The sequence below is a fragment of the Variovorax sp. J22G73 genome (assembly GCF_030317035.1).
GTDB lineage: Bacteria > Pseudomonadota > Gammaproteobacteria > Burkholderiales > Burkholderiaceae_C > Variovorax.
Window position 1 is genome coordinate 172,620 of sequence record NZ_JASZYK010000005.1, and the last position, 24,172, is coordinate 196,791.

Here is a 24,172-nt window from a genome sequence, read left to right on the forward strand (position 1 = left end):
GGATGGTATGGATGGGGGTCGATGAAGTAAAATGGTCTTATTTCACTAATCCATGAGCGGAATTCATTCGAATGCTTGAGCGCATCCACCTCAGCATCGTCCAGCAGGTCGAGAAGCAAGGGTCGCTGACGGCCGCCGCGGGCGTGCTGAACCTGACCCAGTCGGCCCTGAGCCACAGCATGAAGAAGCTGGAGCTGCAGCTGGGCACCGACATCTGGCTGCGCGAAGGCCGAAGCCTGCGCCTGGCGCAGGCCGGCCAGTACCTGCTGGCGGTGGCGAACCGCGTGCTGCCGCAGCTGGACCTGGCCGAAGAGCGCCTGGGCCAGTTCGCGCAGGGCGAGCGCGGCGCGCTGCGCATCGGCATGGAATGCCACCCGTGCTACCAGTGGCTGCTCAAGGTGGTTTCACCCTACCTGGCCGCGTGGCCCGACGTGGATGTGGACGTGAAGCAGAAATTTCAGTTCGGCGGCATCGGCGCGCTCTTCGGCTACGAGATCGACCTGCTGGTCACGCCCGATCCGCTCTACAAGCCGGGCCTGAAGTTCGAGCCGGTGTTCGACTACGAGCAGGTGCTGGTGGTGGCCAAGGGCCATCCGCTGGCTGCGGCGGCGTACGTGAAGCCGCAGCAGCTGACCCAGGAAGTGCTCATCAGCTACCCCGTGGACGTCGAGCGCCTGGACATCTACAACCAGTTCCTGTTGCCGGCCGGTGTCACGCCCAAGCGCCACAAAGCCATCGAGACCACCGACATCATGTTGCAGATGGTGGCCAGCGGACGCGGCGTGGCGGCCCTGCCGCGCTGGCTGGTCGAAGAGTACGCGGCCAGGATGGACGTGGTGCCTGTGCGGCTGGGCATGCGCGGCATCGCGAAGCAGATCTTTCTTGGGGCGCGCGAAACGGACACCGCCATCGACTACGTGCGGGCTTTCATCGAACTGGCGCGCGAACCTGCCGCCGCGATAGCGCAAGGCGCCAAGGGGTGAACGCCGCGCTTGCGGGGAACTGGGCTGTGCCTGCTTGCCAACACGCCCGCACTCGCCCGCACTCGCCCGCAAGAACGCCTCCCTAGAAGTGAAAAGCCGGATCGGTCAGCAGAACCGATACCACCAGCAGACCTATCCCGCCTACAACAATGAGCATTCGGACCCACATGGCGCCATGAGCAGCCAGGCTCGGGACCTGGGAGGCAAACGTTCTCAATTGGTCTCCCAACGGATGTCCCCTTGGAAGAATCGCGGCGACCAACAGCGACCCAACGATCGCCAGCACTGCAAGCAGTGCGAGCACGGCCACTGCACAGCCAAATGCCATCAAGAAGGCTTGCTTCGCCGCCATTCGTCGTCGTCCTTCACGTTGTCACGGGGTCCGCTCATGGCGGGTTGCTGCCCTTGGTTATCGCCTGGCCATCAGCTGACGCCGGTCTCGGCTCGGGGTGCCGCACTTTAGCTGTTTACTTTCCAAGCGGACCAGACGGAAACGAACGAATTCCGGCTTGAGTGAGACAGTGGTTCGCGCCACCGATCTATCTGCGCTCAGGTGAGTAACTTTGGAACGATGTGGCGGTCCATCCATCCGGCAACTCGGTGCCTGATCCGCAAAAGAGCGCCGTGAACCACACGCTACTTCGCCCGACGCAGACGAACCGGCCCACCTCGAGAAGTCGCGTCGACTTCTTCCGCACCCCGCGTCACCCGCAACGCGCCCTTGGCCGCCAACGCCGCGGCCACGCGGCGCACTTCGGGCATCAGCTTGCGCCAGGCGTGCTCATCACCGGCCAGCGCGCGCGCAACCACCGAGGGGCAAACGGAAGAGTCCGCGTCCCGCTGGCCCAGCAAGCCAAAAACCATCCGCTCGATTTCTTCATCCGTCACGGGCACAGGCACAGGCACGTCAGCGCTCATCGACAGCCCCCTAGAGCAATTCCGGCCGCTCGCGCATCGCAGCCGCGGTGCCCTTGATCGCCGCCAGTTCGTCCGCGCCGAACCGCCGCAGGTTCCGCGTCATCATCACCGTGCGCGGGTTGTTCTCCAGCATGGCTTCGTGCCGCGCCACGAAGTCCCAGTACATCACCGTCATCGGGCAAGCGCCTTCGCCGCTGCGCGTGCCGGGCTTGTACCGGCAGCCGTCGCAGTAGTTGCTCATGCGCCGTATGTAGGCGCCGCCCGCGGCATAAGGCTTGGTCACGAAGCGAGCGCCGTCCGCGTACAGCGACATGCCCACGGTGTTCGGCAGCTCGACCCATTCCACCGCGTCGACATACACCGACAGGTACCACGCATGCACCTGCGCCGGCGCAACGCCGAAGGTGAGCGCGAAGTTGCCGGTGACCATCAGCCGCTGGATGTGGTGCGCGTAGCCCGTTCGCAAGGTCTGGCCGATGGCCTGGCGCATGCAGTTCATGCCGACCTGGCCGGTCCAGTACCAGTCGGGCAGCTTCTCGTGGTGCTTCAGTGCGTTGGCTTCGAGCAGCTTCGGCATGCGCCACCAGTACACGCCGCGCATGAACTCGCGCCACCCGACAATCTGCCGCACAAAGCCTTCCACCGATTCGATCGGCACGGCGCCGGCGCGCCACTGCGCCACGGCCGCGTCGATCACCTCGCGCGGGTCGAGCAGCTTGAGGTTCAGCGACGACGACAGCAGCCCGTGGTACAGGAAGGGCTCGTCGGTCCACATGGCGTCCTGGAAGCGGCCGAAGTCCTGCAGCCGGAAGGCGACGAAGTCGTTCAGCGCGACCAGCGCCTGCTCGCGCGTCACCGGCCAGTCGAACGCGGCGGCGCTGCCGTAGTGCTCGCCGAAGTGCGCCTCCACGTCGGCCAGCACCTCGCGCGTGAGGGCGTCGGGCGGGAACGAGGGCGGCGCAGGCAGCATGCCCGGCCCCTCGCGGCCGAAGGCGCCGCGGTTGTCGTGGTCGAAGTTCCACTGCCCGCCTTCGGGCTGGCCGCCGTCGTCCAGCAGCACGCGGTGCTTCACGCGCATCTGCCGGTAGAAAGCCTCCATGACCAGGCGGCGCTTGCCCTGCGCGTGCTCGGCGAATTCGGCGCGGGAGGCCATGAAGTGCAGGTCGTCCCGCACGGCGAGCCGCACGCCGGCGGCGGTGCATGCCTGGCAGGCTTGGGCGATGGCCTGCTCCAGGCGCCAATCGCCGGCCTCGACCATCACGACCGCTCGGGGGCGATGGCGCTGCAGTGCGTCGGTCAGGGCGTCCGCGAGCGAGTCGAAGCCGTGGGTGCCCAGCTTCAGGTAGTCCAGGGGCATGCCGCGCGCGGTGAGCGCCTCGGCAAAGTGGCGCATCGCCGAGAGGAACAGGGCCGTGCGCATCTTGGTGCTGGGCACGTGCGTGGATTCCTGCGGCACCTCGGCCATCCACACGCAGTCTTGCGCGGCGTCGAAGCCTTCGAAGGCGACGCTGGCAAGGCTCAGCTGGTCGCCCAGCACCACCACCAGATTGCGCATGAGCGGGCATGAGTGAAATTGCGGGACGTCAGCATAGGCGCAGAGCGCCGCCGGGGGCGCGAAGCGGGCGCCAAAGCCCTGACAAACCCCTGAATTCGGCCGGAACGGGGCATTCCGCAACCGGGGCCGGGCGTCCACAATGGCCCGGGCTCATCCAAAACCCATCCCGCCGCGTACAGGTGCCTGTGGCACGCGCATCGACGTGCCCCAACGAGGAAAACCGACATGCCGCAAGACATTTCTTTTGCCATTCGCTGGGTCGAGAAAGGCCTGGTGCCCGACACGGTCGTGCGCAGCGGCATCCGACGCCTGCTGAAAGACCGCCTCCACGAGCTGCAGGCCGGCAACGCGCTGGCCGTGGCCGACCTGACGCAGGATTTCGTCGCCCGCATGGGCAAGGCCAACCTGGCGCCGCTCCCCGAGAAGGCCAACGAGCAGCATTACGAGGTGCCGGCCGCCTTCTTCGGCGAAGTGCTGGGCAACCACCGCAAATACAGCAGCTGCTACTGGCCCGAAGGCACCAAGACGCTGGAAGAGGCCGAGTCCGCCGCGCTGGCCGCGACCTGCGAGCGCGCCGGTCTGCTCGACGGGCAGGACGTGATGGAGCTGGGCTGCGGCTGGGGCTCGCTCACGCTGTGGATGGCCGCGCACTACCCCCGCAGCCGGATCACGGCGCTGTCCAACTCCAATTCGCAGCGCGAATACATCGAGGCGCAGGCGGCGCTGCGGGGCCTGCGCAACGTGCGCGTGCTGACGCGCGACATCAACGTGTTCGACACCGACGAGCGCTTCGACCGCGTGGTGTCGGTCGAGATGTTCGAGCACCTGCGCAACTGGCCGCAGGCCTTCGCCAACGTGGCGCGCTGGCTGAAGCCGGGCGGCAGGTTCTTCATGCACGTGTTCGCGCACAAGGAGGCGCCGTACCCCTTCGAGGTGCGCGACCCCAGCGACTGGATGAGCAAGTACTTCTTCTCCGGCGGCATGATGCCCAGCGACGACTTGGCCCTGCACTGCCAGGACGACCTGCGGCTGCTGCGCCGCTGGCGCTGGGAAGGCAGCCACTACCAGCGCACGGCCGAGGCCTGGCTGCGCAACATGGACGAGCGCCGCGACACGCTGCGCCCGCTGTTCCAAGCCACCTACGGGGCGGAGGCCAACATCTGGTGGACGCGCTGGCGGCTGTTCTTCATGTCGGTGGCGGAGCTGTTCGGGTTCGACCAGGGCCAGCGCTGGTGGGTGAGCCACTACCTGTTCGAGCGCCGCGCGGCATGACGGGGGTCGCACTTGCAGGCCTGGCCCTGACCGCGTCGCTGGCGCTGCTGACCTGGGTGGCCAGCCTGGTGAGGAACGATGCGAGCCTCATCGACCGCATGTGGCCGGTGTGCATCGTGGGCGCGGGCATCGTCTATTTCGCGCTCTTGCCGGTGCAGACGGTGCGCGGCCTGTGCATGGCGGTGATCGGCGCGGCCTGGGCGGTGCGGCTGTGCCTGTACATCACCTGGCGCAACTGGGGCCACGGCGAAGACCGGCGCTACCAGGCGATTCGCGCGCGCAACCAGCCGAATTTCGGGTTTAAGAGCCTGTACCTGGTGTTCGCGCTGCAGGCGGTGCTGGCCTGGGTGGTGTCGGCGCCGTTCCTGCCGGGCATGGCGGCCCTGCGGCCGCTGGGCGTGCTCGACGCGCTGGGCATCGCGCTGGCACTGTTCGGCACCTTCTTCGAGGCGGTGGGCGACGCGCAAATGGCGCGCTTCAAGGCCGATCCGTCGAGCAAGGGCCGGGTGATGGACCGCGGCCTGTGGCGCTACACGCGGCACCCCAACTACTTCGGCGAATGCTGCGTGTGGTGGGGGCTGTGGCTCGTCGCCGTCGGCGGCGCGGGGTGGGGTGGGGCGTGGAGCGTGGTGTCGCCGCTGCTCATGACCTGGCTGCTGCTGAAGGTGTCGGGCGTGCACATGCTCGAAGGCGACATCGGCGAGCGGCGCCCGGCGTACCGGGACTACATCGCGCGCACCAACGCCTTTCTGCCAGGACCGGTGCGCAGCAACCGCAAGACGTCATGAGAACGAACAAGCACCGGCGGCTGGCATCGGCGCTGGCATTGGCGGCGCTGGCCGCGCTCTCGAACGGCGCGGCCACCGCCTCGGCCGCCGGACCGGCCGGCGGCGAATGGAATTTCCGGGTGCTGCTCGACGATTCGCCCATCGGCGAGCACCGCTTCGCGCTGGCCACCGCGGGCGACGAGCGCAAGCTCACGAGCGAGGCGCGCTTCGCGGTCAAGCTGCTGGGCGTGACGGTTTACCGCTACCAGCACAACGCCACCGAGACCTGGCGCGGCGACTGCCTGAAGCGCCTGAGCTCCAAGACCGACGACGACGGCACGCCCGAGAAGGTGAACGCCGAGGCCGCCGGCGACAACGCATTGGCCGTCACCACGCCCAAGGGCACGCAGTCGCTCGAAGGCTGCGTGATGAGCTTCGCGTACTGGAACCCCGCCATCCGCACGCAAGACAAGCTGCTCAACGCGCAGAGCGGCAAGTTCGAGGCGGTGCAGGTCAGCCGCGCGGGCAGCGGCACCGTCGAGGTGCGCGGCCAGCCGGTGGCCGCCACGCGCTGGCGCATTGCCACCGACGCCCAGCCCATCGACGTCTGGTATTCCGCGCAGGGCGAATGGCTGGGGCTGGACTCGACGGTGGGCGGGAACCGAAAGCTCAGTTATCGGCTCAAGTAGCCAACGGCTTGCATTTGTTTTGCATAGTTATTGCTTTGTGAAATATTTCATGGTTCCGGCCATGTAAAGCGCTGCGCCTGCCGTTGGAGACAGGCTGCATTCAGCTGTTCTGCCTATAAGCAATGACCTGCATACCTGCACTGCCGAAAGGGAAGCGATGAACGGTTCGAAATTCCAGTTGCTCGACAGCTACTTCGACGCAAGGCTGCTGGAGCCCCGGCAAGACACCGACGTGGCCGACCGCACCCGGCGGGCGCGGCGCATGGCGCAGCGGCTCAACGAACTGGCCTACCCGGTGTTCTGCGAGTTCGCCGCGTACATCGACGCCAAGCTGGGCGACGCGGCCGAGTGCTACGTCGACCGCGAGGAGGGCCTGGGCGGCCTGAACCGCGACGCGCCGCCCCACGTGGGTTTTAGATGGGGCGCGCAGGGCGGGCGGCTCAACGAGGTGGTGTTCACCGGCAACATCGAGACCGGCGAGGTGCACGCCACCTGGCGCTGCTGGCGCAACGGCATTCCCGCGCTGGGCGACAAGACGCTCGACCCGTTCTGGTCGCCGCCGGTGGTGCATTCGATGCTGCAGGAGCTGATCTTCCAGTTTCCGCCCGTCTGACGCGGCGGTGGCCATGCGCATCGGCCCGGGCGCAGCGGTGATCGTCGGGCTGGCTGTGCTCGCGGGCTTGGTGGGTGTGGTCTATGAACAGGTCGGGCGCTTTCGCGCCGCGCGCGACTTTCCACCGCCGGGGCGCATGGTCGACATCGGCGGGCGCCGCACCCAGCTCGACTGCCGCGGCAGCGGCTCGCCCACCGTGGTGTTCGAAGCGGGGCAGAGCGTGGCCGGCGCGCTCGACTGGGCGGCCGTGCAGCCGAAGGTGGCGGCGCACACGCGGGCCTGCGCCTACAGCCGCGCGGGCCTGATGTGGAGCGACGCGTCGAGCGAACCCTCCAGCGCCAAGCAGGTGGCGCAAGACCTTCACGCCGCGTTGACCGCCGCCGGCGAGCGCGGGCCTTTCGTGATGGTGGGCCAGTCCATCGGCGGGCCGTACGTGGTGAGCTTCACGCGCTACTACGGTGCGCAGGTGGCGGGGCTGGTGCTGGTCGACCCTTCGCATCCCGACCAGGCGGCGCGCGTGGCGCAGTACATGGTGGAAAAGCGATCGCCGCTGTCGCGCCTGTTCCTGCGGCTGGGCTGGACGGGCCTGCTGCGGGTGGCTGCGCCCCGGCTACTGCCGCGGATGCCGCACCAGTCCGAGCAGGAGGTGGCCGCCATCCGCGCCTTCGCGCCGCTGTCGTTTCGCGCGGAGCTGGCCGAAAGCGACGCCACCGAACGCACGCTGGCCGAAGCCGGCGCATTTCGAGAACTGGGCGACCGCCCGCTGGTGGTGCTCACCGCGATGGCGCCCTACACCGAGAGCGAACTGCACGGCATGAAGATCACGCCGGCGCAGGGCAAGGAGGTGCAGGCCCTGTGGAAGCAGATGCACGACGACATCGCCACATGGTCGACGCGCGGCACGCACCGGCTGCTGCCGAACGCGGGCCACGACATTCAGTTCGACGAGCCCGATGCGGTGGTCGATGCCGTGTTGTCCGTGGTGCGGCAGGTGCGCGCGCTCGGCCCCGCGCCCGCTTCACCGTGACCCCGCTTCACTTCACCAGCCGGCACTGCACGAGCTTGGGCGAGGGCACCAGCGCGCTGGCCTGGAAGCCTTCGTTCAGGCAATCGAACACCAGGCTCGACGAGAGCTGGAACGGCGTCATCTTCTGGCCGGTGAACTTCGGTTTCAAGGCCTCCTGGTCGCTCACCGCGAAGTGGGTGTCGAACTGCGCGCCGTCGTCGGTCATCGCGCCGAAATAGGTGGTGCCCGCGTCGCTGCCCATGCGCATCACGCGGCCGCTGAACGCCAGGCGCTTTTGCGTGTACGTGCTCGCGGCCTGCTGCGGGTCGGCCTTGTAGGCCGCGACGATCGCGTTGTAGCTCTGCACCGGCGCGGCCTCGTCGGCCTGTGCGCCGGCGTGCCAAAAGGCGGCTGCGACCAGCAGCGGAAACGCGGGAAGGAAGGCAGCGAGGCTGCCGGCTTTTTTCTGGATGGGATGCATGGGATTCGCCCTGGATTTTTCTGGATGCGGCGCCGCGGACTGCCACGGTTTTCACGCGGAAGACGGCGCCCTCGTGCCTTGTCGGCCGGGCGAATATACAAGCGTGCGAAGGGTGAAAAGGGTGAAAACTTTTCGCTGACCGCGTGTTGGCGCGCAGCGCCGGCAGCGACTTTCCACTCGAGCTTTCCCTTCAAGCTTCAGGCCGTCGGCACGTCCAGTTCCACCCACGTCGGCGCGTGGTCGCTCGCACCGGTACGCCCGCGCACGTCGCGGTCCACGCCGGCATTGCGCAGCATGGGCGCGAGCTCGGCGTTCAGCATCAGGTGGTCGATGCGCAGCCCGGCGTCGCGCGGAAAGCGGTTGCGCCAGTAGGTCCAGAAGGTGAAGGGCACGCGGCCGGGGTGGCAGGCGCGCACGGCGTCGGTCCAGCCCTGTTTCGACAGTTGCGCGAAGGCCGCGCGGCTCTCGGGTTGCAGCAGCGCGTCGTCGCGCCACGACGCAGGGTTGTAGATGTCGGCGTCGGTGGGCACCACGTTGTAGTCGCCGGCCAGCACCACGGGCAGGCCGCAGGCGAAGAGCTTCTTCGCATGCTTGTTGAAGGCCTCGAACCACTGCAGCTTGTAGTCGAACTTGGGGCCCGGCTGCGGGTTGCCGTTGGGCAGGTAGAGGCAGCCGACCAGCACGCCGCCGACCGTCGCCTCGAGGTAGCGGCTCTGCGGGTCGGCTTCCATGCCGGGCAGGCCGCGGCCGGTTTCTATGGGCTCGCGCCCGCGCGCCAGGATGGCGACGCCGTTCCACGACCGCTGCCCGTGCGCGACGATGCCGTAGCCGGCCGAGTGGATCGCGTCGATGGGGAGCTTGTCGTTCGGCGACTTCAGCTCCTGCAGGCAGGCGACGTCGGGCTTCGACTCGGCGAGCCATTCGAGCAGGCGCTCCAGCCGGCTGTTGATGCCGTTGATGTTGAAGGTGGCGATCTTCATCACATGCGCAATGCAGGGACCGGAACCGGAAGCTAGGCCTGGGCCGGCAGCAGTGGAAAAAGGATGTCGCCATCTTCCGGCCTTCGCCTTCCCGCCGCGCGTCGGACAACGCATCTTCTTGGCCGATGAAAACCCCCCGGACGATCCTGCCGATGCTGGCCAAGGTGGCCGAGCGGCTGCCCGACAGCGGCGACTTCCTGTTTGAGCCGAAGTGGGACGGCTTCAGGGCCATCGTGTTCCACGACGCGGGCGGCGTGCGCATCCAGAGCCGCGATGCCAAGCCGCTGGACCGCTACTTTCCGGACCTGCACGCGGTGTTGGCCGAATGGCTGCCGGCCGGTTGCGTGCTCGACGGCGAGATCGTCGTCGCCACGCCGCGGGGCCTGGACTTCGACGCGCTGCAGCAGCGCGTGCATCCCGCCGCATCGCGCGTCGCGCGGCTGGCCGCCGAGACGCCGGCCGCCTTCGTGGCCTTCGACCTGCTGCGGCTCGATGGCGTCGACTGCATGGCGCGGCCGCAGGCCGAGCGCCGGATGCTGCTGGAGGCCCTGCTGGCCGAGGCGCGGCCGCCCTTGCGGCTCACGCCCATGACCACCGACCGCGCGCTCGCCGCGCGCTGGCTGCGGCACTTCGAGGGCGCCGGGCTCGACGGCGTGATGGTCAAGCCCGCCGATGCGACGTACCAGCCGGGCAAGCGGGCGATGTTCAAGGTCAAGCATGTGCGCGCGGCGGACTGCGTGGTGGCGGGGCTGCGCTGGCACAAGAGCACGGTCGAGGGCGGGCCCGAGGCGGTCGGCTCGCTGCTGCTGGGGCTGTACGACGACGCGGGCGTGCTGCAGCACGTGGGCATGACGTCGTCGTTCGGCATGCAGGCGCGCCAGGACCTGGCGAAGGAACTGGCGCCGCTGCGCAAGCGCGCGCTGCCAGGCCATCCGTGGGCAGGCTGGGCGAGCGATGCCAACGACGATGCGCACCGCATGCCCGGAGCGCAAAGCCGCTGGAGTTCGGGCAAGGACCTGTCGTGGGTGCCGCTGCGCACGGAGCGCGTGTGCGAGGTGAAGTACGACCACCTGCAGGGGCGGCGCTTTCGCCACGGCACGACTTTCCTGCGCTGGCGCGCGGACAAGCCGCCCGCCGAATGCACCTACGCACAGCTCGAGGTGGCGCCGCCGTACGAACTGGCGCGCGTGTTCAGCGCGTAGGGTCGCTCCGTCGGCAATTTCGCAACAGCCACTGCGCGCTGCTGCGTACTTTCATTTCCATCGGCGCGGGGCATCGGCGACGCCGAAGCAAATGCCGTTGGCCATCTGCAATTTTTGACATATCTTCACAAATCTGCACAAAAACGCCGACCGCCATTCGATGGCGCAAAGCCGCGCAGAGCCAACAAAAAAGCACCGGGCGGAGACGCGACAGGCACCGGTGCCAGGTCTTGAAGAGCGAGGGACTGGAGGAAATCCATCGGTGGTGCCCAGCGGCGTTTTCGCCCGCCTGGCACTGCCACGCCTGCCTCGTTCGCCCACTGGAATTTTCGAACGATGAGACTCGGTCTTCGGTATTGGAGCGCGCTGGCGCTGTGTGCTTTTCTTGCGGCGGGATGTGGCGGTGGAGGAGGTGGCGGAGGAGGAGGCGGTGGGGGCGGGCAGGGCGGGGTCGCTTTCGTTCCGCCGGGCACGGCCGCCGGCACCGACGCGCCGCCGGACGCTGCCCACGTGGCGGACCCCGTTCCGCTCCCGCCCGATGACGCGGTGGTGGCCCCGGTGATCGTTCCTTCTTTCTGCGCGCCCGAGATCGACAAGGCCGTGCAGACGGGCGATGCCACGGGCTTGACCGATCCCGCGCCGCTGGCGCTCTGCGCCCGCAAGACCGCCCGGCAAATCGCCGACGCGCAGCGCGATCGGGCCGCCAGCATCTACGGCAACGCGAGCAGCGAATACCAGGTCGGCCGCAGCAGCCAGCTCGTCATGCCGATCTCGGGCGAGGCGGCGCAGCCGCTGGTGGTCGGAGACAAGGGGCAGATGCTCGCCAGTCTGGCCACGCCAGCCGCGGGGCGCGCGGCGGGCTACGGCACCGATGTGCTGGCGCAGTTCGACGGCGGCAGCAACCTGGCCCATGCGCCCGTGTTCAAGCGCCTGCTGAGCTGGCTGGTGCTAGGAGACGCCGATGCCGCGCTGCCCGAGCCGCTGGTGGTCGGGCTGGCCGGCATCGACACGCGCCGCGCGGCCGCGGGCCTCGCCAAGGCGGGCGTGCGCGCCAGCAGCGCGGCCTGCGACTTCATGGCCACGCCGGGGTGCGTGCAGGGCGCGCAGTTGCTCATCGTCGGCTCCGGCGTGGCGCCGGCGCCCGATCTCGAAGCGCGCGTCGGCGCCATGCTCGCGGCCGGCAAGCCCGTGCTCTACCTTCACACCAACGGATGGGCCGTGAGCGAGTCGGGGCAGCAGATGCTGGCCGGCATGGGCCTGAGGTCGGACGGCTATTCGGGCAACTACTTTTCGGAAGACTCGGTGGCCGCGGGCCGCGGCGCCTCGGTGAACCAGAAGCTGCTGGACCCGTTCGACGCCGTGCTGCCGCTGCTCGGCAAGATGGCCGCGAACACATGGCGCACCGACTACGACTGGAGCGCATGCGCGGGCGATGACTGCAACGGTGTGCCCGGCCTGAACGCCGAACTGCTGGACCCGGCGAACAGCCTGCGCTCGCAGCTCGACACGCTGAGCGGCAACGGCCGCAGCCTGTTCGCCACGCCGAACACGCTGGTGCTGCGCCTCGCCGCGCTGTGGGCCGACGTCGTTCGGCAGCAGATCAAGTACCCGCTCGACAGGGCCCGCCAGCCGCAGGCGTTCCAGCAGGCGGCGGTGGCCGACAGCCTGGTCGCGTACGCGCGCCCCGCGGGCACGGCGCAGCCGGACCTGGGCAGCTTCATGGGCAGCGGGTCGGCCGGGCTCGCGGTGTCATCGGCCGACGAGGTCGTCGAGCTGACCCTGCCGGCGGAAAGCGGCTTCACCGCCGTCGGCCGCTTCGCCGTGCCGGGCAAGGCACTCACCGCCGAGGTGCTGGACGCCGGCGGGGCCCGCGTCGCCTTGCGCCTGAACACCCAGCGCGGCGGTTCCACGCGCATGTGGACTTCGTACGACCGCCCGCGCTTTCTGGCGAGCCCGGCCATGGCGCTCACCGTGAACCGGCCGCTGCAGGTGACCAGCCCGTACGGCGGCACGCTGCAGCTGTCGTACAGCGGTGCGCAGGCCGGCGCGGTGGTGCGCCTGCGCCTGCGGGGCGTGGCGCAGCACCCGTTCCTGGACCTGACGCGCAGCGCCGATACGCAGGCGTTCGTCGCCGCGTTGAACCAGGGGGCGTTCGACTGGGCCGAGATCAAGCTGGCCGGCGTGGAGATCCACACGCGGGTCGACAAGATGAAAGAGGCGCTGAAGGCCGGCGGCTACAGCAGCGACCTGGTCCGCTACATCTCGGAGCTGCGCACCCTGTTTTTCGAAGACGCCTACGCGCTCGCGGGCTTCCGCCTCGCGGGCAAGAGCCTGCCCGCCGCGGTGCAGGCCTTCTGCACCGGCCAGCAGTGGGACTGCACCAGCGACGCCTGGCACAAGGGCCCGGGCGTGCAGCACATCAACGCCGATGCGTATGCGGCCTGCGGCGCCGGCTGCTCGGGCAACCCCTACGACCAGAGCTGGGGCGTGGGGCCGCGCGGCTGGGGCGAGAGCCACGAGCTGGGGCACAACCTGCAGAAAGGCATGCTGAACGTGTACGCCGGGCGCAGTGGCGAGGTGTCGAACAACATGTTCCCGCTGCACAAGAAGTGGCGCATCTACAGGGAGCTGGGCGGGAACGACGAGGACGCCCGGGTCAACTACCGCTCGGCCTTCGACATGATCAAGGCCGCGAGCGCCGAGAGCGACAAGGTCGACGGCGCCTACCAGCGAATCTGGGGCTCGGACGCCTATGCCGTGCAGAACGGGGAGCGCATGGCCTTCTACGTGCAGTGGGTGCATTACTGGGAAGAACGCACCGGCGACCCCGCGCGCGGGTGGGAGCTTTTCACGCTGCTGTATCTGCACCAGCGCCAGTTCGAGAAAAGCGACTGGGCCACCTACAAGAACCGCCTGGGCTACAGCACTTATGCCGACCGCCCTTCGGTCGACGGCAACGACAACCTGCTGATCACGCTGTCGTTCATCACCCAGAGAGACCAGCGCGCGATGTTCGACCTGTGGGGTGTTCGCTATACCGCCGCGGCGGCGGCCCAGGTCGACAGCTACGGGTTCGCGAAGGAAACGCCGCGCTTCTATGCCAACCGCGTCACCAACGACCACGGCACGGTCGTGCGCATCGACATGACCAGCCCGAACCCCGTCTGGCCGTTCTGAGCGACCGCGGGCTTCAGCCCAGGCTTCGGCGCTTTTCCACCGGCTCCGCGGCTGCGCGCGAGCGCAGTTCGATGAGCTGGCCCATCGCCACCGCGCGCACCGGCTCGGGCGAGACGGCAACAGCACCGGCAACGGCGACAGCGACGCGCGGCTGGGCCGCGGTGCCGAGCGCGCCCCACAAGCTGGCGAAGCGCACGTCCGCCTCCTTGCGCAGCCGGGCAATCTGCTCGATGCGGGCGTCGGGGGCGCTGAAGCGGCCTCCCTGCGTTCGCTGGTAGAGCGCGTGGATGGCGGTGTAGGCGGCGCTTTCGGCGGCCATCCAGGCGGCGAGGGCAGGGTCGCGTTCTTCGGGCATGGTGTGTCTGAACGGTCAGGATAGAAGGGGTGGGGGCGACCAGAGTTATCGGGCCTCGCCCCCCGGCCGTTTGTAGGTCTGCACCGCCATCGCGCGCCGGATGCGCCGTACTCCAGCCGCCGGTCCTGCCGCAGAATCGACGCGACATGCACCGCGCGCCGCGCGTGCCCGAAGCGAGAGCCCCCCATGCCCAACGTCGTCGACACCATCCGCAACTTCAACGCCGGCCGGGACCCCGAGCGCCTGGCGATGAAGTACGCCAACCTGCGCAGCAACGCCTTCGTCTTCCTGCGCGGCACCTGCCACCTGTTCTACGACCGCCTGCCGCCGGACGCGCTGTTTTCCAAGGCGCCCGCGGGCTGGCTGTGCGGCGACGCGCACCTGGAGAACTTCGGCAGCTACAAGGGCGACAACCGGCTGGTGTACTTCGACCTGAACGACTTCGACGAAGCCGCGCTCGCGCCGGTCACGTGGGAGCTGGTGCGCTTCTTGTCGAGCATTCTTGTGGCGGGCGACGCCCTGCGCGCCACGCCCGCCGACGCGCAGGCGCTGTGCGGCACCTTTCTCGATGCCTACGCGGCCGCGCTGGTGCTCGGCAAGGCGCGCTGGGTGGAGCGCGACACGGCGGACGGCCTGGTGCGCGACCTGCTCGACACGCTGAAGGCGCGCAGCCGCCCGGCCTTCCTGGACAAGCGCACCGACAAGAAGGCGCACGGTCGCGTCATTCGCTGCGACGGCAAGCACGCGCTGGCCGCGAGCGACGAGGCGCGCGCCAAGGTCGTGAAGCTCGTCGACAGCTTCGCCGCCGCACAGGACAAGTCGGGCTTCTTCAAGGTGCTCGACGTGGCGCGGCGCATCGCGGGCACCGGCAGCCTGGGGGTGGAGCGCTACATCGTGCTGGTGGAAGGCAAGGGCTCGCCCGACGCCAACTACCTGCTCGACCTGAAGCAGGCGCTGCCGTCGTCGCTTGCGCCGCACCTTGCGCTGAAGCAGCCGGCATGGCCGTCGCAGGCGCACCGGGTGGTGGCCTTGCAGCGGCGGATGCAGGCGGTGTCGATGGCGTTTCTGCAACCGGTCGTGGCGGCCGACGTGGGAGTCAAGGGCGATGCGTCTTACGTGCTGCGCGGCCTGCAGCCCAGCGAAGACCGCGTGAACCTCGACGTGCGCCGCAGCAGCCTGGCGCAGATCGGCGGCGTCATCGGCCAGATGGGGCAGCTCATGGCGTGGGCGCAGTTGCGCAGCGCGGGCCGGCAAGGCTCGGCCATCGCGGATGCGCTGATCGACTTCGGGGGCTCGGCCGCGTCGTGGCGCGGCGACCTGCTGGCGGCGGCCCACCAATGCGCCGCCGAGGTCGAGAAGGACTGGAAGGCATACAGCGAGGCCTACGACGCCAAGGCCATCGGGGCCTGAGCCTCACGGTGAACCCGAGCCCGCGGGCTCGCTTCAGGCCGCGTGGCTCTTGCGCATCGTGATCACGTGGAACGGGCAGGTCACGGCGCAGTCGCTGCAGCCGGTGCACCGCTCGGCATCGTGCAGCACCGAGGCCTTGCGCCCTTGCGTGACCTCCAGGCTCAGCAGATGAAGGTCGCAGGCGGCCACGCACCAGCCGCAGCCCGTGCAGCGCGCGGTGGCCACGTCGGGGAGCCAGCCGGGCCTGTACGGGCGCGGGGGGCGTTGCGTCGGGCCGGCCGGGTCACTGCGTGGCGTGTCGCTCATGAAGCGATTCTTGCACCGGCCGCTGCGCCTGCGTGCCGGCAAGGTTGGCCAGGTCGGCCGCGAAAGTGAAGGCCGGGCCTGTGCGCTGCTGCTTGGTGTGGTACATCGCTCGGTCGGCCGCGCGCAGCAGGGCGGCCAGGGTGTCGCCCGGCGTGCCGTCCTGGCCGGCGCGGTCTTCCGGCTGGCGGGCGATGCCCAGGCTCATGCCGACCGACACCGGGCGCCCTTCGAAGTCCACCGGCATCGCGCAGGCATCGACCATGCGCTGGGCCATCGCCGCCAGGGTGTCGCGCGACGGGCTGCCCAGCACCAGCACCGCGAACTCGTCGCCGCCCAGGCGCGCCACCACGTCGTCCGCGCGCAGCTGCTGGCGCAGCCGCTGCGCGGTGGCCAGCAGCACGGCGTCGCCGGCCGCGTGGCCGTGCGCGTCGTTCACGCCCTTGAAACCGTCCAGGTCGAGCAGCATCAGCGCGAACGGCCGGCCTTCGCGCAGCCATTCCTCGCCGCGGCTCTCCAGGCCGGTGCGGCTGGTGGCGCCGGTGAGCGCGTCGGTGCCCAGCGCTTCCACCAGCTGCTGCGTGCGCGCGGTCAGCGCCTGTTCGGAGCGCAGCACCAGCCGCAGGCGCGAGGCCATGGCCACCGCGAACACCACCAGCTCGGCCACCAGCGCGCCCTGCGACACGTTCATCTGGTTGGGCGCCCAGGTGGTCCAGCCCCAGCTCGGCAGCACGATGGTGCCCACGCCGGCCAGCAGCAGCGCCACGCCGAAGAAGTAGAGCACCGCCGGCCAGTAGCGCCGCCGCATCGCGGCCAGCGCGCCCACCACCATCACCACCGTGGAGGCCACCACCGACAGCTGCACCAGCCTGAAGGTCAGCAGCGGGTGGGAACCCCAGTGCGCGTACGGAATGGCGAGCGCCAGCGTCAGCGTGAAGGCCTGCACCAGCCGGTCCAGCGGCGGCGCGAAGTGGCGCAGCCGCAGCAGGCGCCGGCCGAACTGCAGCTTGCAGATGGCCCACAGCGCCGGCCCCGCGGTGTAGGCGATGCCGGCGGCCTCGGGCCAGTGCGCGAAGGGGTAGCGCAGGGCGTGGCCGTTGATGCTGCCCAGCGCCAGCAGGCCGCAGGCGCAAGACAGCATGTAGTAGGCGTACAGCCCTTCGCCGAACACCAGGAACAGCACCAGCCCGTACACCATCAGGCCGATGAGCAGGCCGTAGCTCACGCCGTCGAACATGCGCTTGTCTTGCGTCGACTGCAGGTAGTCGGCCGGCTCCCAGATGCTGACGTCGTAGATGCGCGCGAAGGTCGATTCCACCCGGAAGTAGGCCGTGTACGTGCCCGGCCCTGGCAGGCGAAAGCGCCACGCCATCTGCTCGGAGGCCGCAGGCCGGGTCGCCCACGGGTGGCGCATGCCGGTGACCACGGGCTCGGCCAGCGCATGGCCGTCGGCGTCGAAGGGGCCGTAGAAGCGCAGGTCGTGGGTGGACACGGTGGGCACCAGCATCAGCCAGTCGCGCTGCGCGTCGGCGGCGTCGCCGGGGTCGGCCAGCTGCATCTGCAGCTTGAACCACAGCACCCGGTCCGACTCCTTGCCCCGCAGCGGATCGTCGGGCAGCGTGAAGCGCGCCTCTTGCGGCGGGGTGCGCACCTGCTCGATGCCGAGGGCGCGGGTGGTGTCCTCGAAGAACTGCAGGTGCCGCACGGCCGGCAGGCCCTGGGGCTGGCGCGAGACGCGCAGCGGTTCCAGCGGGGCTTGCAGCGTGGGGGTAGGTGTGGGTGTGGCCTGCGCACCGGATGCGCCGGCCGGCTGGGCGGAGGCCTGGGTCGGCAGGAACAGCGACAGGGCCAGGGTCAGTGCAAAGGCAAGTGCCCATGCAAATGCAGCAAATGCAGGTGCCTGGAACAGGCGCCATGCGAGCGCAAGGCCCGCGTGGCGGGGGAGGCGGAACATCATCCGGATGTGCAGCGAGTGGTGGGTAGGAGCGACAGATTGTCGTCGCCCCCGGCACCCCCCTCCCGCGCGCCCGCCTGGCCGGTCCGGCCCGCTTGGCCGACCCGTGGCCTCCGCTCCACGGAGCTGCTACTTCGCGAACAGCCTTCCGATGTCCGAGAACGCCTTCAGCTCCAGCGCATTGCCCGACGGATCGAGAAAGAACATGGTCGCCTGCTCGCCCGGCTCGCCCTTGAAGCGGATGTAGGGCGCGATGACGAACTCGGTGCCGTGGGCCTCCAGCCGCGCGGCGGCGGCCTCCCACTCGGCCATCGGCAGCACGATGCCGAAGTGCCGCACCGGCACGCCGTGGCCGTCCACCGCGTTGAGCTGCGCCGTGCCCGCGGCCTCGGGCGCGAGGTGCGCCACGATCTGGTGGCCGTAGAAGTTGAAGTCGATCCACTCGGGCGAGCTGCGGCCTTCGGGGCAGCCCAGCGTCTCGCCGTAGAACTTGCGCGCCAGCGCCAGGTCGTGCACCGGGAACGCGAGATGGAAGGGGGACAGCATGTCGGGGTTCGAGGCGGGGGCCTTCATGGGCGTGGGCTTTCTTGTGGATGAATCGGAAGAACCAGGTGAAACGACTGGCTCGGCCCGGATCGTAGGAGCCCCAGAGCAAAAACAAAATCAATATATATTTGTCTCGAGCATCGAAAGGGTTGATGAATGATTCGGGAGCTCAAGACCCTGATCGCCGTGGCGCGCGAGGGCACCTTCTCCGCCGCGGGCGACAAGATCGGCCTCACGCAGGCGGCGGTCAGCGCGCAGATGCAGCGGCTGGAGGCCGAGCTGGGCTTTGCGCTGTTCGACCGCACCGGTCGTTCCGCGCAGCTGAACGACGCGGGCCGCCACACGCTGGCGCAGGCCGAGGAGCTGGTGCGGTTGTATGGCAACCTGGGCGCGGACGCGGCGGCGCATGCGCCCGATGCGCGCGTCATCGGCATCGGCGCCATCGCGTCGGTGCAGCGCTCGATGCTGCCCGACGTGCTGGCGCGTTTCCACAAGCAGTGCGAGGGCGCGCGCACGCGCGTGGTGCCGGGCGTGTCGATGGGGCTGGCCGACCAGGTCGATGCGGGAGAGCTCGACATGGCGCTGATCATCAGGCCGCCGTTTTCCATGCACGGCGACCTGCGCTGGACCACGCTGCTGCGCGAGCCGTTCAGGCTGCTGGTGCCGCGGCATGTGGCGGGCGACGACTGGGCGGAGATCTTGTCGAGCCAGCCCTTCGTGCGCTACGACCGCGTGTCTTTCGGCGGGCGGCAGGTCGATCGCTTCCTGCGGGCGTCGCACCTCAGCGTGCGCGACGTGTGCGAGGTCGACGAGCTGGAGGCCATCGTGGGCCTGGTCGCCCGGGGCCTGGGCGTGGCGCTGGTGCCGCAGACCGCGACCCACCGCCGCTGGCCGGCGGGGGTGCGCGCCATCGACCTGGGGCCGCACACCTTCCACCGCGAGGTCGGGCTGGTGCACCGCGGCAACCGCAGCATGGGCCCGGCGGCGCGGCTGCTGGCGCAGCTGGTGTGCGAGGCGAGCCCGGGATGAAGCGGGCGCGGGAATGAAGCGGGCGCCGTCATCGCCACGGGCTTTCGAGCCGCTACGATGCCTCGACACGCACTACGCCTGAACCCATGACCGATTCGCTGCTGACGCTCAACGCGGGCTCCTCGTCCATCAAGGTCGCCTTGTTCGATGCGGCCCACCCCGGTGACGACGGCGCATTGCCCTCGGCGCGCTGGTCGGGCCAGGCCGACGGACTGGGCGCGGGGCTGCAGGCGCGCTTGCGCGTGCACGACGCGCAAGGGCAATCGCTGCTCGACGAGCCGCTGGCCGGTGCGCAGGCCTCGCACCAGGGCGCGCTGGCTGCGTTGCTCGAATGGCATGCGCACGAGGCGGCCAGCGAACGCATCGCAGCGGTGGGGCACCGCATCGTGCACGGCGGCACCGACTTCGTGGCGCCGGTGCGCATCGACGGGCCGCTGCTCGACGCGCTCGCCAAGCTGGAGCCGCTCGCGCCGCTGCACCAGCCGCACAACCTGGCCGGCGTGCGCGCGGCGATGAAGGCCTTCGGCGGCGTGCCGCAGGTGGCCTGCTTCGACACGGCATTTCATGCGGTGCAGCCCGAGGTCAACCGCCGCTTCGCATTGCCCCGCGAGCTGCACGACGCGGGCGTGCGGCGCTACGGCTTTCATGGCCTTTCCTACGAATCGATCGTGGCGCAGTTCGCCAGCCTTGCGCCCGCGCTGGCCGACAAGCGCGTGATCGTCGCGCACCTGGGCAACGGGGCGTCGATGTGCGGCATGGCGCACGGCCGCTCGGTCGCGACGACGATGACGTTCTCGCCACTCGACGGGCTGACCATGGGCACGCGATGCGGCAGCATCGACGCGGCCGTGGTGCTGTACCTGCTGCGCGCGCGCGGCCTGTCGGCCGACGCGGTCGAGAAGCTGCTGTTCCGCGAGTCTGGCCTGCTCGGCCTGTCGGGCGTGTCCAGCGACATGCGCGCGCTGCAGGCCTCGGCCGAACCCGCCGCGGCCGAGGCCATCGCGCATTTCGCGGAGCAGGTGGTGCAGCACATGGGCCTGCTGGCCGGCGCGCTGCGCGGCGTGGACGCCATCGTGTTCACCGGCGGCATCGGCGAGAACGACGCGGCCTTGCGCGAGCGCGTGCTCGAAGACTGCGAGTGGCTGGGCGTGAACGTCGATGCGGCGGCGAACAGCAAGCACAGCACCGGCGGCGCCCTGCGGCTCACCACCGCCGAAAGCCCGGTGAGCGCGTGGGTGCTGCGCACCGATGAAGAAGCCGTGATCGCCCGGCATACGTCGCGGGTGCTGCACACGGGCTGAACGGGCGGCGCCTGTTCAGTGCGCTGCGCCCGCCAGGGCACCAGCGGCTTGCCGCGGGCGCCCTCAGTGGTCCGCGCCCACGCTCGCCGGCCGCGCCGGCGAATGCACCGTCCGGCGCAGCATGTGCATGCGCAGCGCCACGTGCAGCTCCAGAAAGCGCCCGCCCTGGCGCCAGTCGCTCAGCAGGTTGTCGATGGACTCCAGCCGCTGGCGCAAGGTGTTCACATGGATCTGCAGCGAGTCGGCCGTGGCCTTGGCGTTCTGCGCGTGCTCCAGGTAGGCGAGCAGGGTGCCGGCCAGGTCGGTGCCGCGGCGCTGGTCGTGCTGCACCAGGTCGCCGACGGTGGCCTCGATGAAGCCCGCGACATCCGCCGCGCGGCGGTGCTCGAACAGCAGTGAATACATCGACAGCGTCGCCTCCGGCACCAGCTCGTGCGAGCGCCCCAGCGCCCGCAGGATGTCGATGCCGCGCTTGAGCGCGCGAAAGCAGTCGGGCAGCCCGTCGACCTGCGACAGCGTGGCCGAGCCGACGCCCACCGCGTCCAGCCGCGCGTCGGCCAGCAGCGTGGCCTGGAGCGCCGCGCGCAGCGCCTCGTAGGCGGTCTCGGGGCAGATGGCGACGATGAAGCCTTCGCACTCTTCCAGCAGCGTGCCGCGCGCCACGCCCGGTCGCATGCGGCGCAGCGCGTACTCGATGTGCCGGTCTTCCACGCCCAGCACCACCATGCGCAGCGGCAGCCCCAGGTCCAGCCCCAGCGGTTGCGTGCGCAGCTGCAGCGCGGCCAGCGACTCCTGCTGCCAGCTCACCAGCGCGCGGATGGCCGCGGCCGATTCGCCGCTCACCACCCGCTCGCTGCGCTCCTGCGACAGCAGCACCACGCCCGCGACCAGCGCGGCGCGCTCGAAGGTGCGGATTTCGGTGGCGCTCATGGCGCGGTCTGACAGCATCAGCATCGCGCCCAGCAGCCGGTCGGCCCCCATCAGCGCGGCCACGCGCAGATGGCGCTCGGCGCCGTCGTCGATGCTGTCAGCCCCTTCGATCTCGTGCGAACGCCCGCTGCGCCGCCCCTCGGTCAGCGTGCCGTGCACCGCGTCCTGCACCTGCGTGCGCTCCAGCAGCGCGACCAGCCCGCTGGCCAGGTGGGCGGGCGCCACGCTGGCGCGGTGCGTGGGCCGCTCGGCCTCGTCGAGCAGTTCGATGTGCACGCCGAGCATCGACGCGGCCATGTTCAGGATGTCGACCACGCTGCAGCCGCGTGCCACCAGCCGCGTCATCTGCTCGTGTGCCTCGGCGGCGGTCTGTATCTCTTCGGCCTGGCGGTGCAGCGAGGCGTTGGCGTCGCTGGCGCGCTGCAGCGCCACCTGGGCCTCCTGGAACAGGCGGGCGTTCTCGATGGCCACGGCGGCCTGCGCGGCCAGCGTCGACAGCATCGCGACCTCCCACGGCGCATGGCGTCGCGGCTGGCGGTCGCAGATGCACAGCACGCCGATGCAGTGGTTGCCCACCATCAGCGGCGCGCCGAGCAGCGACTGCACGCCTTCGTCCTTGATGGCCAGGTCGATGCCCTGTTCGTGCGCGAAGCCGTGGTCGGTGAGGTAGTCGCTGCTGTGGTACGGCGTCTTGTGCTTGAGCACATGGCCGCAGATGCCGTGCTCGGGCGGCACGCGCACGTTCTTGAAGCGCTCTGAAATCGCGCCCTCGGTCGCGCGAATGTAGAAGTCGTTGCGCACGCGGTCGAAGTTGGTGAGGTAGCCGATGTCGGCCGAAAAAATCTGCCGCGCGCGCCGCACGATGGCCTGCAGCACCAGCTCCAGGTCGCGAATGGCCGTGAGGTCGTGCGCGCTTTCGAGCACCACCAGCAGCCCGCGCTCGCGGCGCTGCTGCAGCGCCTGCTGCTCGAACACGGCCACGGCCGCGCGGATGCTGCCGGCCAGCAGCGAACGCTGCGCGGGGTCGCTCACCGTGGCCTCGACTCGCTCGAGCATCTCGTCGAACTCGCGCGCGCTGGCGTTGCGCTGGAGCATGGCGAGCAGCTCCGACTGGAGCTCGCCCGGCGCAAGGTCGCGCCCCAGGTGCGCGACAGGTTCCGATGTGTTCAAAGACTTCTCCCGATGTGCCCCGTGGGCACCAAAGCTCGGTGCAAACCCTGACGCTGAAAGCCGGGCTGCACCGGTGATGTGCGAACTGCCCATAAGGCAGTGAAACAAGTGTGTGGATGCGCCATAGGCGATCGGCAACGCGACCGACATGATTCATGCACTCGCACATTAACAGTGGGAGACCACAGGAGACAACCCAGTGAAATCGCTTGCCACACTCATTGCGTGGGGGACAGCCTTGCTCGCCCTCGCCACCTTGCCTGTCACGGCTACGACGGCCACCGCCCAGCCCGCGCCGCAGCGCCCGGCCGAGATCAAGCTCGGCATGAGCACCTTCATGACCGGCCCGGCCTCGGTGCTGGGCGCGCCCGCCAAGGCCGCGGCCGACATGTGGATCGAAGAGTTCAACGCCGCCGGCGGCATCAACGGCACCAGGCTCAGCCCGACCTGGATCGACGAAGGGCAGGGCGCCGACAAGTTCCTTTCCGAATACCGCCGCCTGGCCCAGGAGCCGGGCGAAAAGCTGATGCTCTCCGCCATTTCCAGCGGCTACTGCAATGCGCTGGCACCGGTGGCCGAAGACCTGAAGGTCATCAACATCCTGTGGGAATGCTCCACCGAGAAGGTGCTGGAAGAGCGCCGCTACAAGTACGTGTTTCGCACCGGCCCGAACGGCACCATGGAAATGGTGGCGGCGGTGCTGCACCTGCTGAAGACCAGGCCCGACTTCAAGACCCTGGCCGTGGTGAACCAGGACTACGCCTGGGGCCGCGACTCGTGGGAAATCTTTCGCAACACGCTGCTGGCGCTCAAGCCCGACGTGAAGATCGTGGCCGAGCTGTTCCCCAAGTTCGGCGCGTCCGACTTTTCCACCGAGGTCACGCGCCTGCAGGCGCTGCGGCCCGACGTGGTGCTGTCCACCGCCTGGGGCGGCGACCTGGACACGTTCCTGCGCCAGGCCTCGCAGCGCGGCCTGCTGAAGAGCTCGCAGTTCGTGCTGCCGCTGGCCGATTCGTCGCTCGAGCGGCTGGGCGACGCGGTGCCCCCGGGCGTGATCGTCGGCTTCGTGGGCGACGGCTACTTCGCCGACCCCGAGTTCATGAACGACCCCGAGGCGCGCGCCTTCGTGCAGAAGTTCAAGCAGCGCACGGGTGCCTACCCCAACTTCGCCGTGTACCACATGGTGCAGGCGCTGAAGGCCGCCACCGGCGCCTACAAGCGGGCGCTGGCCGACAACAAGGGCCAGTGGCCCGGCACCGACCAGCTCGCGGCCACGCTGCGCAAGCTGGAATACCGCGGGCTCTCGCGCCCCATCCGCCTGCGCGAGGACGGGCAGGCGCTGCAGGGCCAGCTGTACGGCGTGACGGCCAAGGACGCGTCGCAGCCCTTCCCGGTGGCCAAGCAACTGACCTTCTACCCGGCCGACATCGTGGCGCCGCCGGTGGGGCAGAAGTCCGCCGAATGGGTGAAGACGCTGAAGCCCGCGCTGATCAACCACAGCCAGATCCGGCGCGTGGGCGACTGAGCCCGG

General features: G+C 69.5%; 22 protein-coding genes. 12 read left to right on the forward strand and 10 right to left on the reverse strand.

Going from position 1 to position 24,172, the window contains the following annotated elements; all coding sequences use genetic code 11:
* Positions 1-71: 71 nt before the first annotated feature.
* Complete coding sequence (locus QTI51_RS20290; RefSeq protein ID WP_286515352.1) at positions 72-983, forward strand: LysR family transcriptional regulator; 912 nt, start codon at positions 72-74, stop codon at positions 981-983.
* Positions 984-1,065: 82 nt separating this feature from the next.
* Here the strand turns inward: QTI51_RS20290 and QTI51_RS20295 are convergent, their stop codons facing one another.
* The 3 genes from QTI51_RS20295 to QTI51_RS20305 all read right to left on the reverse strand — a co-directional run bounded on the left by QTI51_RS20295 (position 1,066) and on the right by QTI51_RS20305 (position 3,456).
* Entirely contained in the window at positions 1,066-1,335 is a 270-nt protein-coding gene (locus QTI51_RS20295) for a hypothetical protein (protein WP_286515354.1), read from the reverse strand.
* Between the two features lie 284 nt (positions 1,336-1,619).
* Positions 1,620-1,901, reverse strand: a complete 282-nt coding sequence (locus QTI51_RS20300) for a DUF3253 domain-containing protein (protein ID WP_286515356.1) — start codon at positions 1,899-1,901, stop codon at positions 1,620-1,622.
* A gap of 10 nt (positions 1,902-1,911) precedes the next feature.
* Positions 1,912-3,456, reverse strand: a complete 1,545-nt coding sequence (locus QTI51_RS20305) for a cryptochrome/photolyase family protein (protein ID WP_286515357.1) — start codon at positions 3,454-3,456, stop codon at positions 1,912-1,914.
* 225 nt (positions 3,457-3,681) lie between these two features.
* Between QTI51_RS20305 and QTI51_RS20310 the strand changes: the two genes are divergently transcribed.
* From QTI51_RS20310 to QTI51_RS20330, 5 genes are all read left to right on the forward strand, one after another.
* The gene (locus QTI51_RS20310; protein ID WP_286515359.1) at positions 3,682-4,728 is read left to right on the forward strand and encodes an SAM-dependent methyltransferase; all 1,047 of its coding nucleotides are present in this window, start codon (positions 3,682-3,684) and stop codon (positions 4,726-4,728) included.
* Positions 4,725-5,516 carry a DUF1295 domain-containing protein gene (locus QTI51_RS20315; RefSeq protein ID WP_286515360.1) on the forward strand — a complete coding sequence of 264 codons (792 nt, stop codon included), beginning with the start codon at positions 4,725-4,727 and terminating at the stop codon, positions 5,514-5,516. Before QTI51_RS20310 ends, QTI51_RS20315 begins: the two co-directional genes overlap by 4 nt.
* Entirely contained in the window at positions 5,513-6,184 is a 672-nt protein-coding gene (locus tag QTI51_RS20320) for a DUF6134 family protein (RefSeq protein ID WP_286515361.1), read from the forward strand. The genes QTI51_RS20315 and QTI51_RS20320 overlap by 4 nt, the downstream gene beginning before the upstream one ends.
* Positions 6,185-6,341: 157 nt before the next feature.
* Positions 6,342-6,797, forward strand: coding sequence for a hypothetical protein (locus QTI51_RS20325; RefSeq protein WP_286515362.1), 456 nt, complete (start codon positions 6,342-6,344; stop codon positions 6,795-6,797).
* 13 nt (positions 6,798-6,810) lie between these two features.
* Positions 6,811-7,824 (forward strand): alpha/beta fold hydrolase, encoded by a 1,014-nt coding sequence (locus QTI51_RS20330; RefSeq protein WP_286515364.1) that lies wholly within the window; start codon positions 6,811-6,813, stop codon positions 7,822-7,824.
* Between the two features lie 7 nt (positions 7,825-7,831).
* On the opposite strand, the gene QTI51_RS20335 is transcribed toward QTI51_RS20330, so the two are convergent.
* Positions 7,832-8,284, reverse strand: a complete 453-nt coding sequence (locus QTI51_RS20335) for a hypothetical protein (RefSeq protein WP_286515367.1) — start codon at positions 8,282-8,284, stop codon at positions 7,832-7,834.
* Between the two features lie 197 nt (positions 8,285-8,481).
* Positions 8,482-9,264: an exodeoxyribonuclease III gene (locus QTI51_RS20340; RefSeq protein WP_286515368.1), complete on the reverse strand. Its 783-nt coding sequence runs from the start codon at positions 9,262-9,264 to the stop codon at positions 8,482-8,484.
* A 125-nt stretch (positions 9,265-9,389) separates the two neighbouring features.
* On the opposite strand from QTI51_RS20340, the gene QTI51_RS20345 reads away from it, so the two are divergent.
* Both QTI51_RS20345 and QTI51_RS20350 read left to right on the forward strand, forming a co-directional pair.
* A complete protein-coding gene (locus QTI51_RS20345; RefSeq protein WP_286515372.1) occupies positions 9,390-10,466 on the forward strand; it encodes an ATP-dependent DNA ligase in 1,077 nt (358 codons plus the stop codon).
* A gap of 510 nt (positions 10,467-10,976) precedes the next feature.
* Positions 10,977-13,643: an ImpA family metalloprotease gene (locus QTI51_RS20350; RefSeq protein WP_286515374.1), complete on the forward strand. Its 2,667-nt coding sequence runs from the start codon at positions 10,977-10,979 to the stop codon at positions 13,641-13,643.
* Positions 13,644-13,656: 13 nt separating this feature from the next.
* Here QTI51_RS20350 and QTI51_RS20355 read toward each other — a convergent pair whose 3' ends face one another.
* On the reverse strand, positions 13,657-13,998 hold the full coding sequence (locus QTI51_RS20355) for a hypothetical protein (protein ID WP_286515375.1): 342 nt from the start codon (positions 13,996-13,998) through the stop codon (positions 13,657-13,659).
* A 186-nt stretch (positions 13,999-14,184) separates the two neighbouring features.
* On the opposite strand from QTI51_RS20355, the gene QTI51_RS20360 reads away from it, so the two are divergent.
* Complete coding sequence (locus tag QTI51_RS20360; protein WP_286515376.1) at positions 14,185-15,408, forward strand: DUF2252 domain-containing protein; 1,224 nt, start codon at positions 14,185-14,187, stop codon at positions 15,406-15,408.
* Between the two features lie 33 nt (positions 15,409-15,441).
* Here the strand turns inward: QTI51_RS20360 and QTI51_RS20365 are convergent, their stop codons facing one another.
* The 3 genes from QTI51_RS20365 to QTI51_RS20375 all read right to left on the reverse strand — a co-directional run bounded on the left by QTI51_RS20365 (position 15,442) and on the right by QTI51_RS20375 (position 18,238).
* Positions 15,442-15,714, reverse strand: coding sequence for a 4Fe-4S dicluster domain-containing protein (locus tag QTI51_RS20365; RefSeq protein ID WP_286515377.1), 273 nt, complete (start codon positions 15,712-15,714; stop codon positions 15,442-15,444).
* The gene (locus tag QTI51_RS20370) at positions 15,692-17,665 is read right to left on the reverse strand and encodes a diguanylate cyclase (protein ID WP_286515379.1); all 1,974 of its coding nucleotides are present in this window, start codon (positions 17,663-17,665) and stop codon (positions 15,692-15,694) included. The genes QTI51_RS20365 and QTI51_RS20370 overlap by 23 nt, the downstream gene beginning before the upstream one ends.
* A 129-nt stretch (positions 17,666-17,794) precedes the next feature.
* Entirely contained in the window at positions 17,795-18,238 is a 444-nt protein-coding gene (locus QTI51_RS20375) for a VOC family protein (protein ID WP_116911139.1), read from the reverse strand.
* Positions 18,239-18,367: 129 nt separating this feature from the next.
* Here QTI51_RS20375 and QTI51_RS20380 point away from each other — a divergent pair, with 129 nt between their 5' ends.
* On the forward strand, positions 18,368-19,240 hold the full coding sequence (locus QTI51_RS20380; protein ID WP_286515382.1) for a LysR family transcriptional regulator: 873 nt from the start codon (positions 18,368-18,370) through the stop codon (positions 19,238-19,240).
* Positions 19,241-19,326: 86 nt separating this feature from the next.
* Entirely contained in the window at positions 19,327-20,541 is a 1,215-nt protein-coding gene (locus QTI51_RS20385; protein WP_286515384.1) for an acetate/propionate family kinase, read from the forward strand.
* 63 nt (positions 20,542-20,604) lie between these two features.
* Here QTI51_RS20385 and QTI51_RS20390 read toward each other — a convergent pair whose 3' ends face one another.
* Positions 20,605-22,641 (reverse strand): helix-turn-helix domain-containing protein, encoded by a 2,037-nt coding sequence (locus QTI51_RS20390; protein ID WP_286515386.1) that lies wholly within the window; start codon positions 22,639-22,641, stop codon positions 20,605-20,607.
* Between the two features lie 199 nt (positions 22,642-22,840).
* Here QTI51_RS20390 and QTI51_RS20395 point away from each other — a divergent pair, with 199 nt between their 5' ends.
* A complete protein-coding gene (locus tag QTI51_RS20395; protein ID WP_116913216.1) occupies positions 22,841-24,166 on the forward strand; it encodes an ABC transporter substrate-binding protein in 1,326 nt (441 codons plus the stop codon).
* Positions 24,167-24,172: the final 6 nt, after the last annotated feature.

What these genes read in the sequence shown, in the direction of transcription:
- QTI51_RS20290 (WP_286515352.1), top strand. Translation starts at nt 72, where the DNA reads ATGCTTGAGCGCATCCACCTCAGCATCGTCCAGCAGGTCGAGAAGCAA.
- QTI51_RS20295 (WP_286515354.1), bottom strand. Translation starts at nt 1,335, where the DNA reads ATGGCGGCGAAGCAAGCCTTCTTGATGGCATTTGGCTGTGCAGTGGCC.
- QTI51_RS20300 (WP_286515356.1), bottom strand. Translation starts at nt 1,901, where the DNA reads ATGAGCGCTGACGTGCCTGTGCCTGTGCCCGTGACGGATGAAGAAATC.
- QTI51_RS20305 (WP_286515357.1), bottom strand. Translation starts at nt 3,456, where the DNA reads ATGCGCAATCTGGTGGTGGTGCTGGGCGACCAGCTGAGCCTTGCCAGC.
- QTI51_RS20310 (WP_286515359.1), top strand. Translation starts at nt 3,682, where the DNA reads ATGCCGCAAGACATTTCTTTTGCCATTCGCTGGGTCGAGAAAGGCCTG.
- QTI51_RS20315 (WP_286515360.1), top strand. Translation starts at nt 4,725, where the DNA reads ATGACGGGGGTCGCACTTGCAGGCCTGGCCCTGACCGCGTCGCTGGCG.
- QTI51_RS20320 (WP_286515361.1), top strand. Translation starts at nt 5,513, where the DNA reads ATGAGAACGAACAAGCACCGGCGGCTGGCATCGGCGCTGGCATTGGCG.
- QTI51_RS20325 (WP_286515362.1), top strand. Translation starts at nt 6,342, where the DNA reads ATGAACGGTTCGAAATTCCAGTTGCTCGACAGCTACTTCGACGCAAGG.
- QTI51_RS20330 (WP_286515364.1), top strand. Translation starts at nt 6,811, where the DNA reads ATGCGCATCGGCCCGGGCGCAGCGGTGATCGTCGGGCTGGCTGTGCTC.
- QTI51_RS20335 (WP_286515367.1), bottom strand. Translation starts at nt 8,284, where the DNA reads ATGCATCCCATCCAGAAAAAAGCCGGCAGCCTCGCTGCCTTCCTTCCC.
- QTI51_RS20340 (WP_286515368.1), bottom strand. Translation starts at nt 9,264, where the DNA reads ATGAAGATCGCCACCTTCAACATCAACGGCATCAACAGCCGGCTGGAG.
- QTI51_RS20345 (WP_286515372.1), top strand. Translation starts at nt 9,390, where the DNA reads ATGAAAACCCCCCGGACGATCCTGCCGATGCTGGCCAAGGTGGCCGAG.
- QTI51_RS20355 (WP_286515375.1), bottom strand. Translation starts at nt 13,998, where the DNA reads ATGCCCGAAGAACGCGACCCTGCCCTCGCCGCCTGGATGGCCGCCGAA.
- QTI51_RS20360 (WP_286515376.1), top strand. Translation starts at nt 14,185, where the DNA reads ATGCCCAACGTCGTCGACACCATCCGCAACTTCAACGCCGGCCGGGAC.
- QTI51_RS20365 (WP_286515377.1), bottom strand. Translation starts at nt 15,714, where the DNA reads ATGAGCGACACGCCACGCAGTGACCCGGCCGGCCCGACGCAACGCCCC.
- QTI51_RS20370 (WP_286515379.1), bottom strand. Translation starts at nt 17,665, where the DNA reads ATGTTCCGCCTCCCCCGCCACGCGGGCCTTGCGCTCGCATGGCGCCTG.
- QTI51_RS20375 (WP_116911139.1), bottom strand. Translation starts at nt 18,238, where the DNA reads ATGAAGGCCCCCGCCTCGAACCCCGACATGCTGTCCCCCTTCCATCTC.
- QTI51_RS20380 (WP_286515382.1), top strand. Translation starts at nt 18,368, where the DNA reads ATGATTCGGGAGCTCAAGACCCTGATCGCCGTGGCGCGCGAGGGCACC.
- QTI51_RS20385 (WP_286515384.1), top strand. Translation starts at nt 19,327, where the DNA reads ATGACCGATTCGCTGCTGACGCTCAACGCGGGCTCCTCGTCCATCAAG.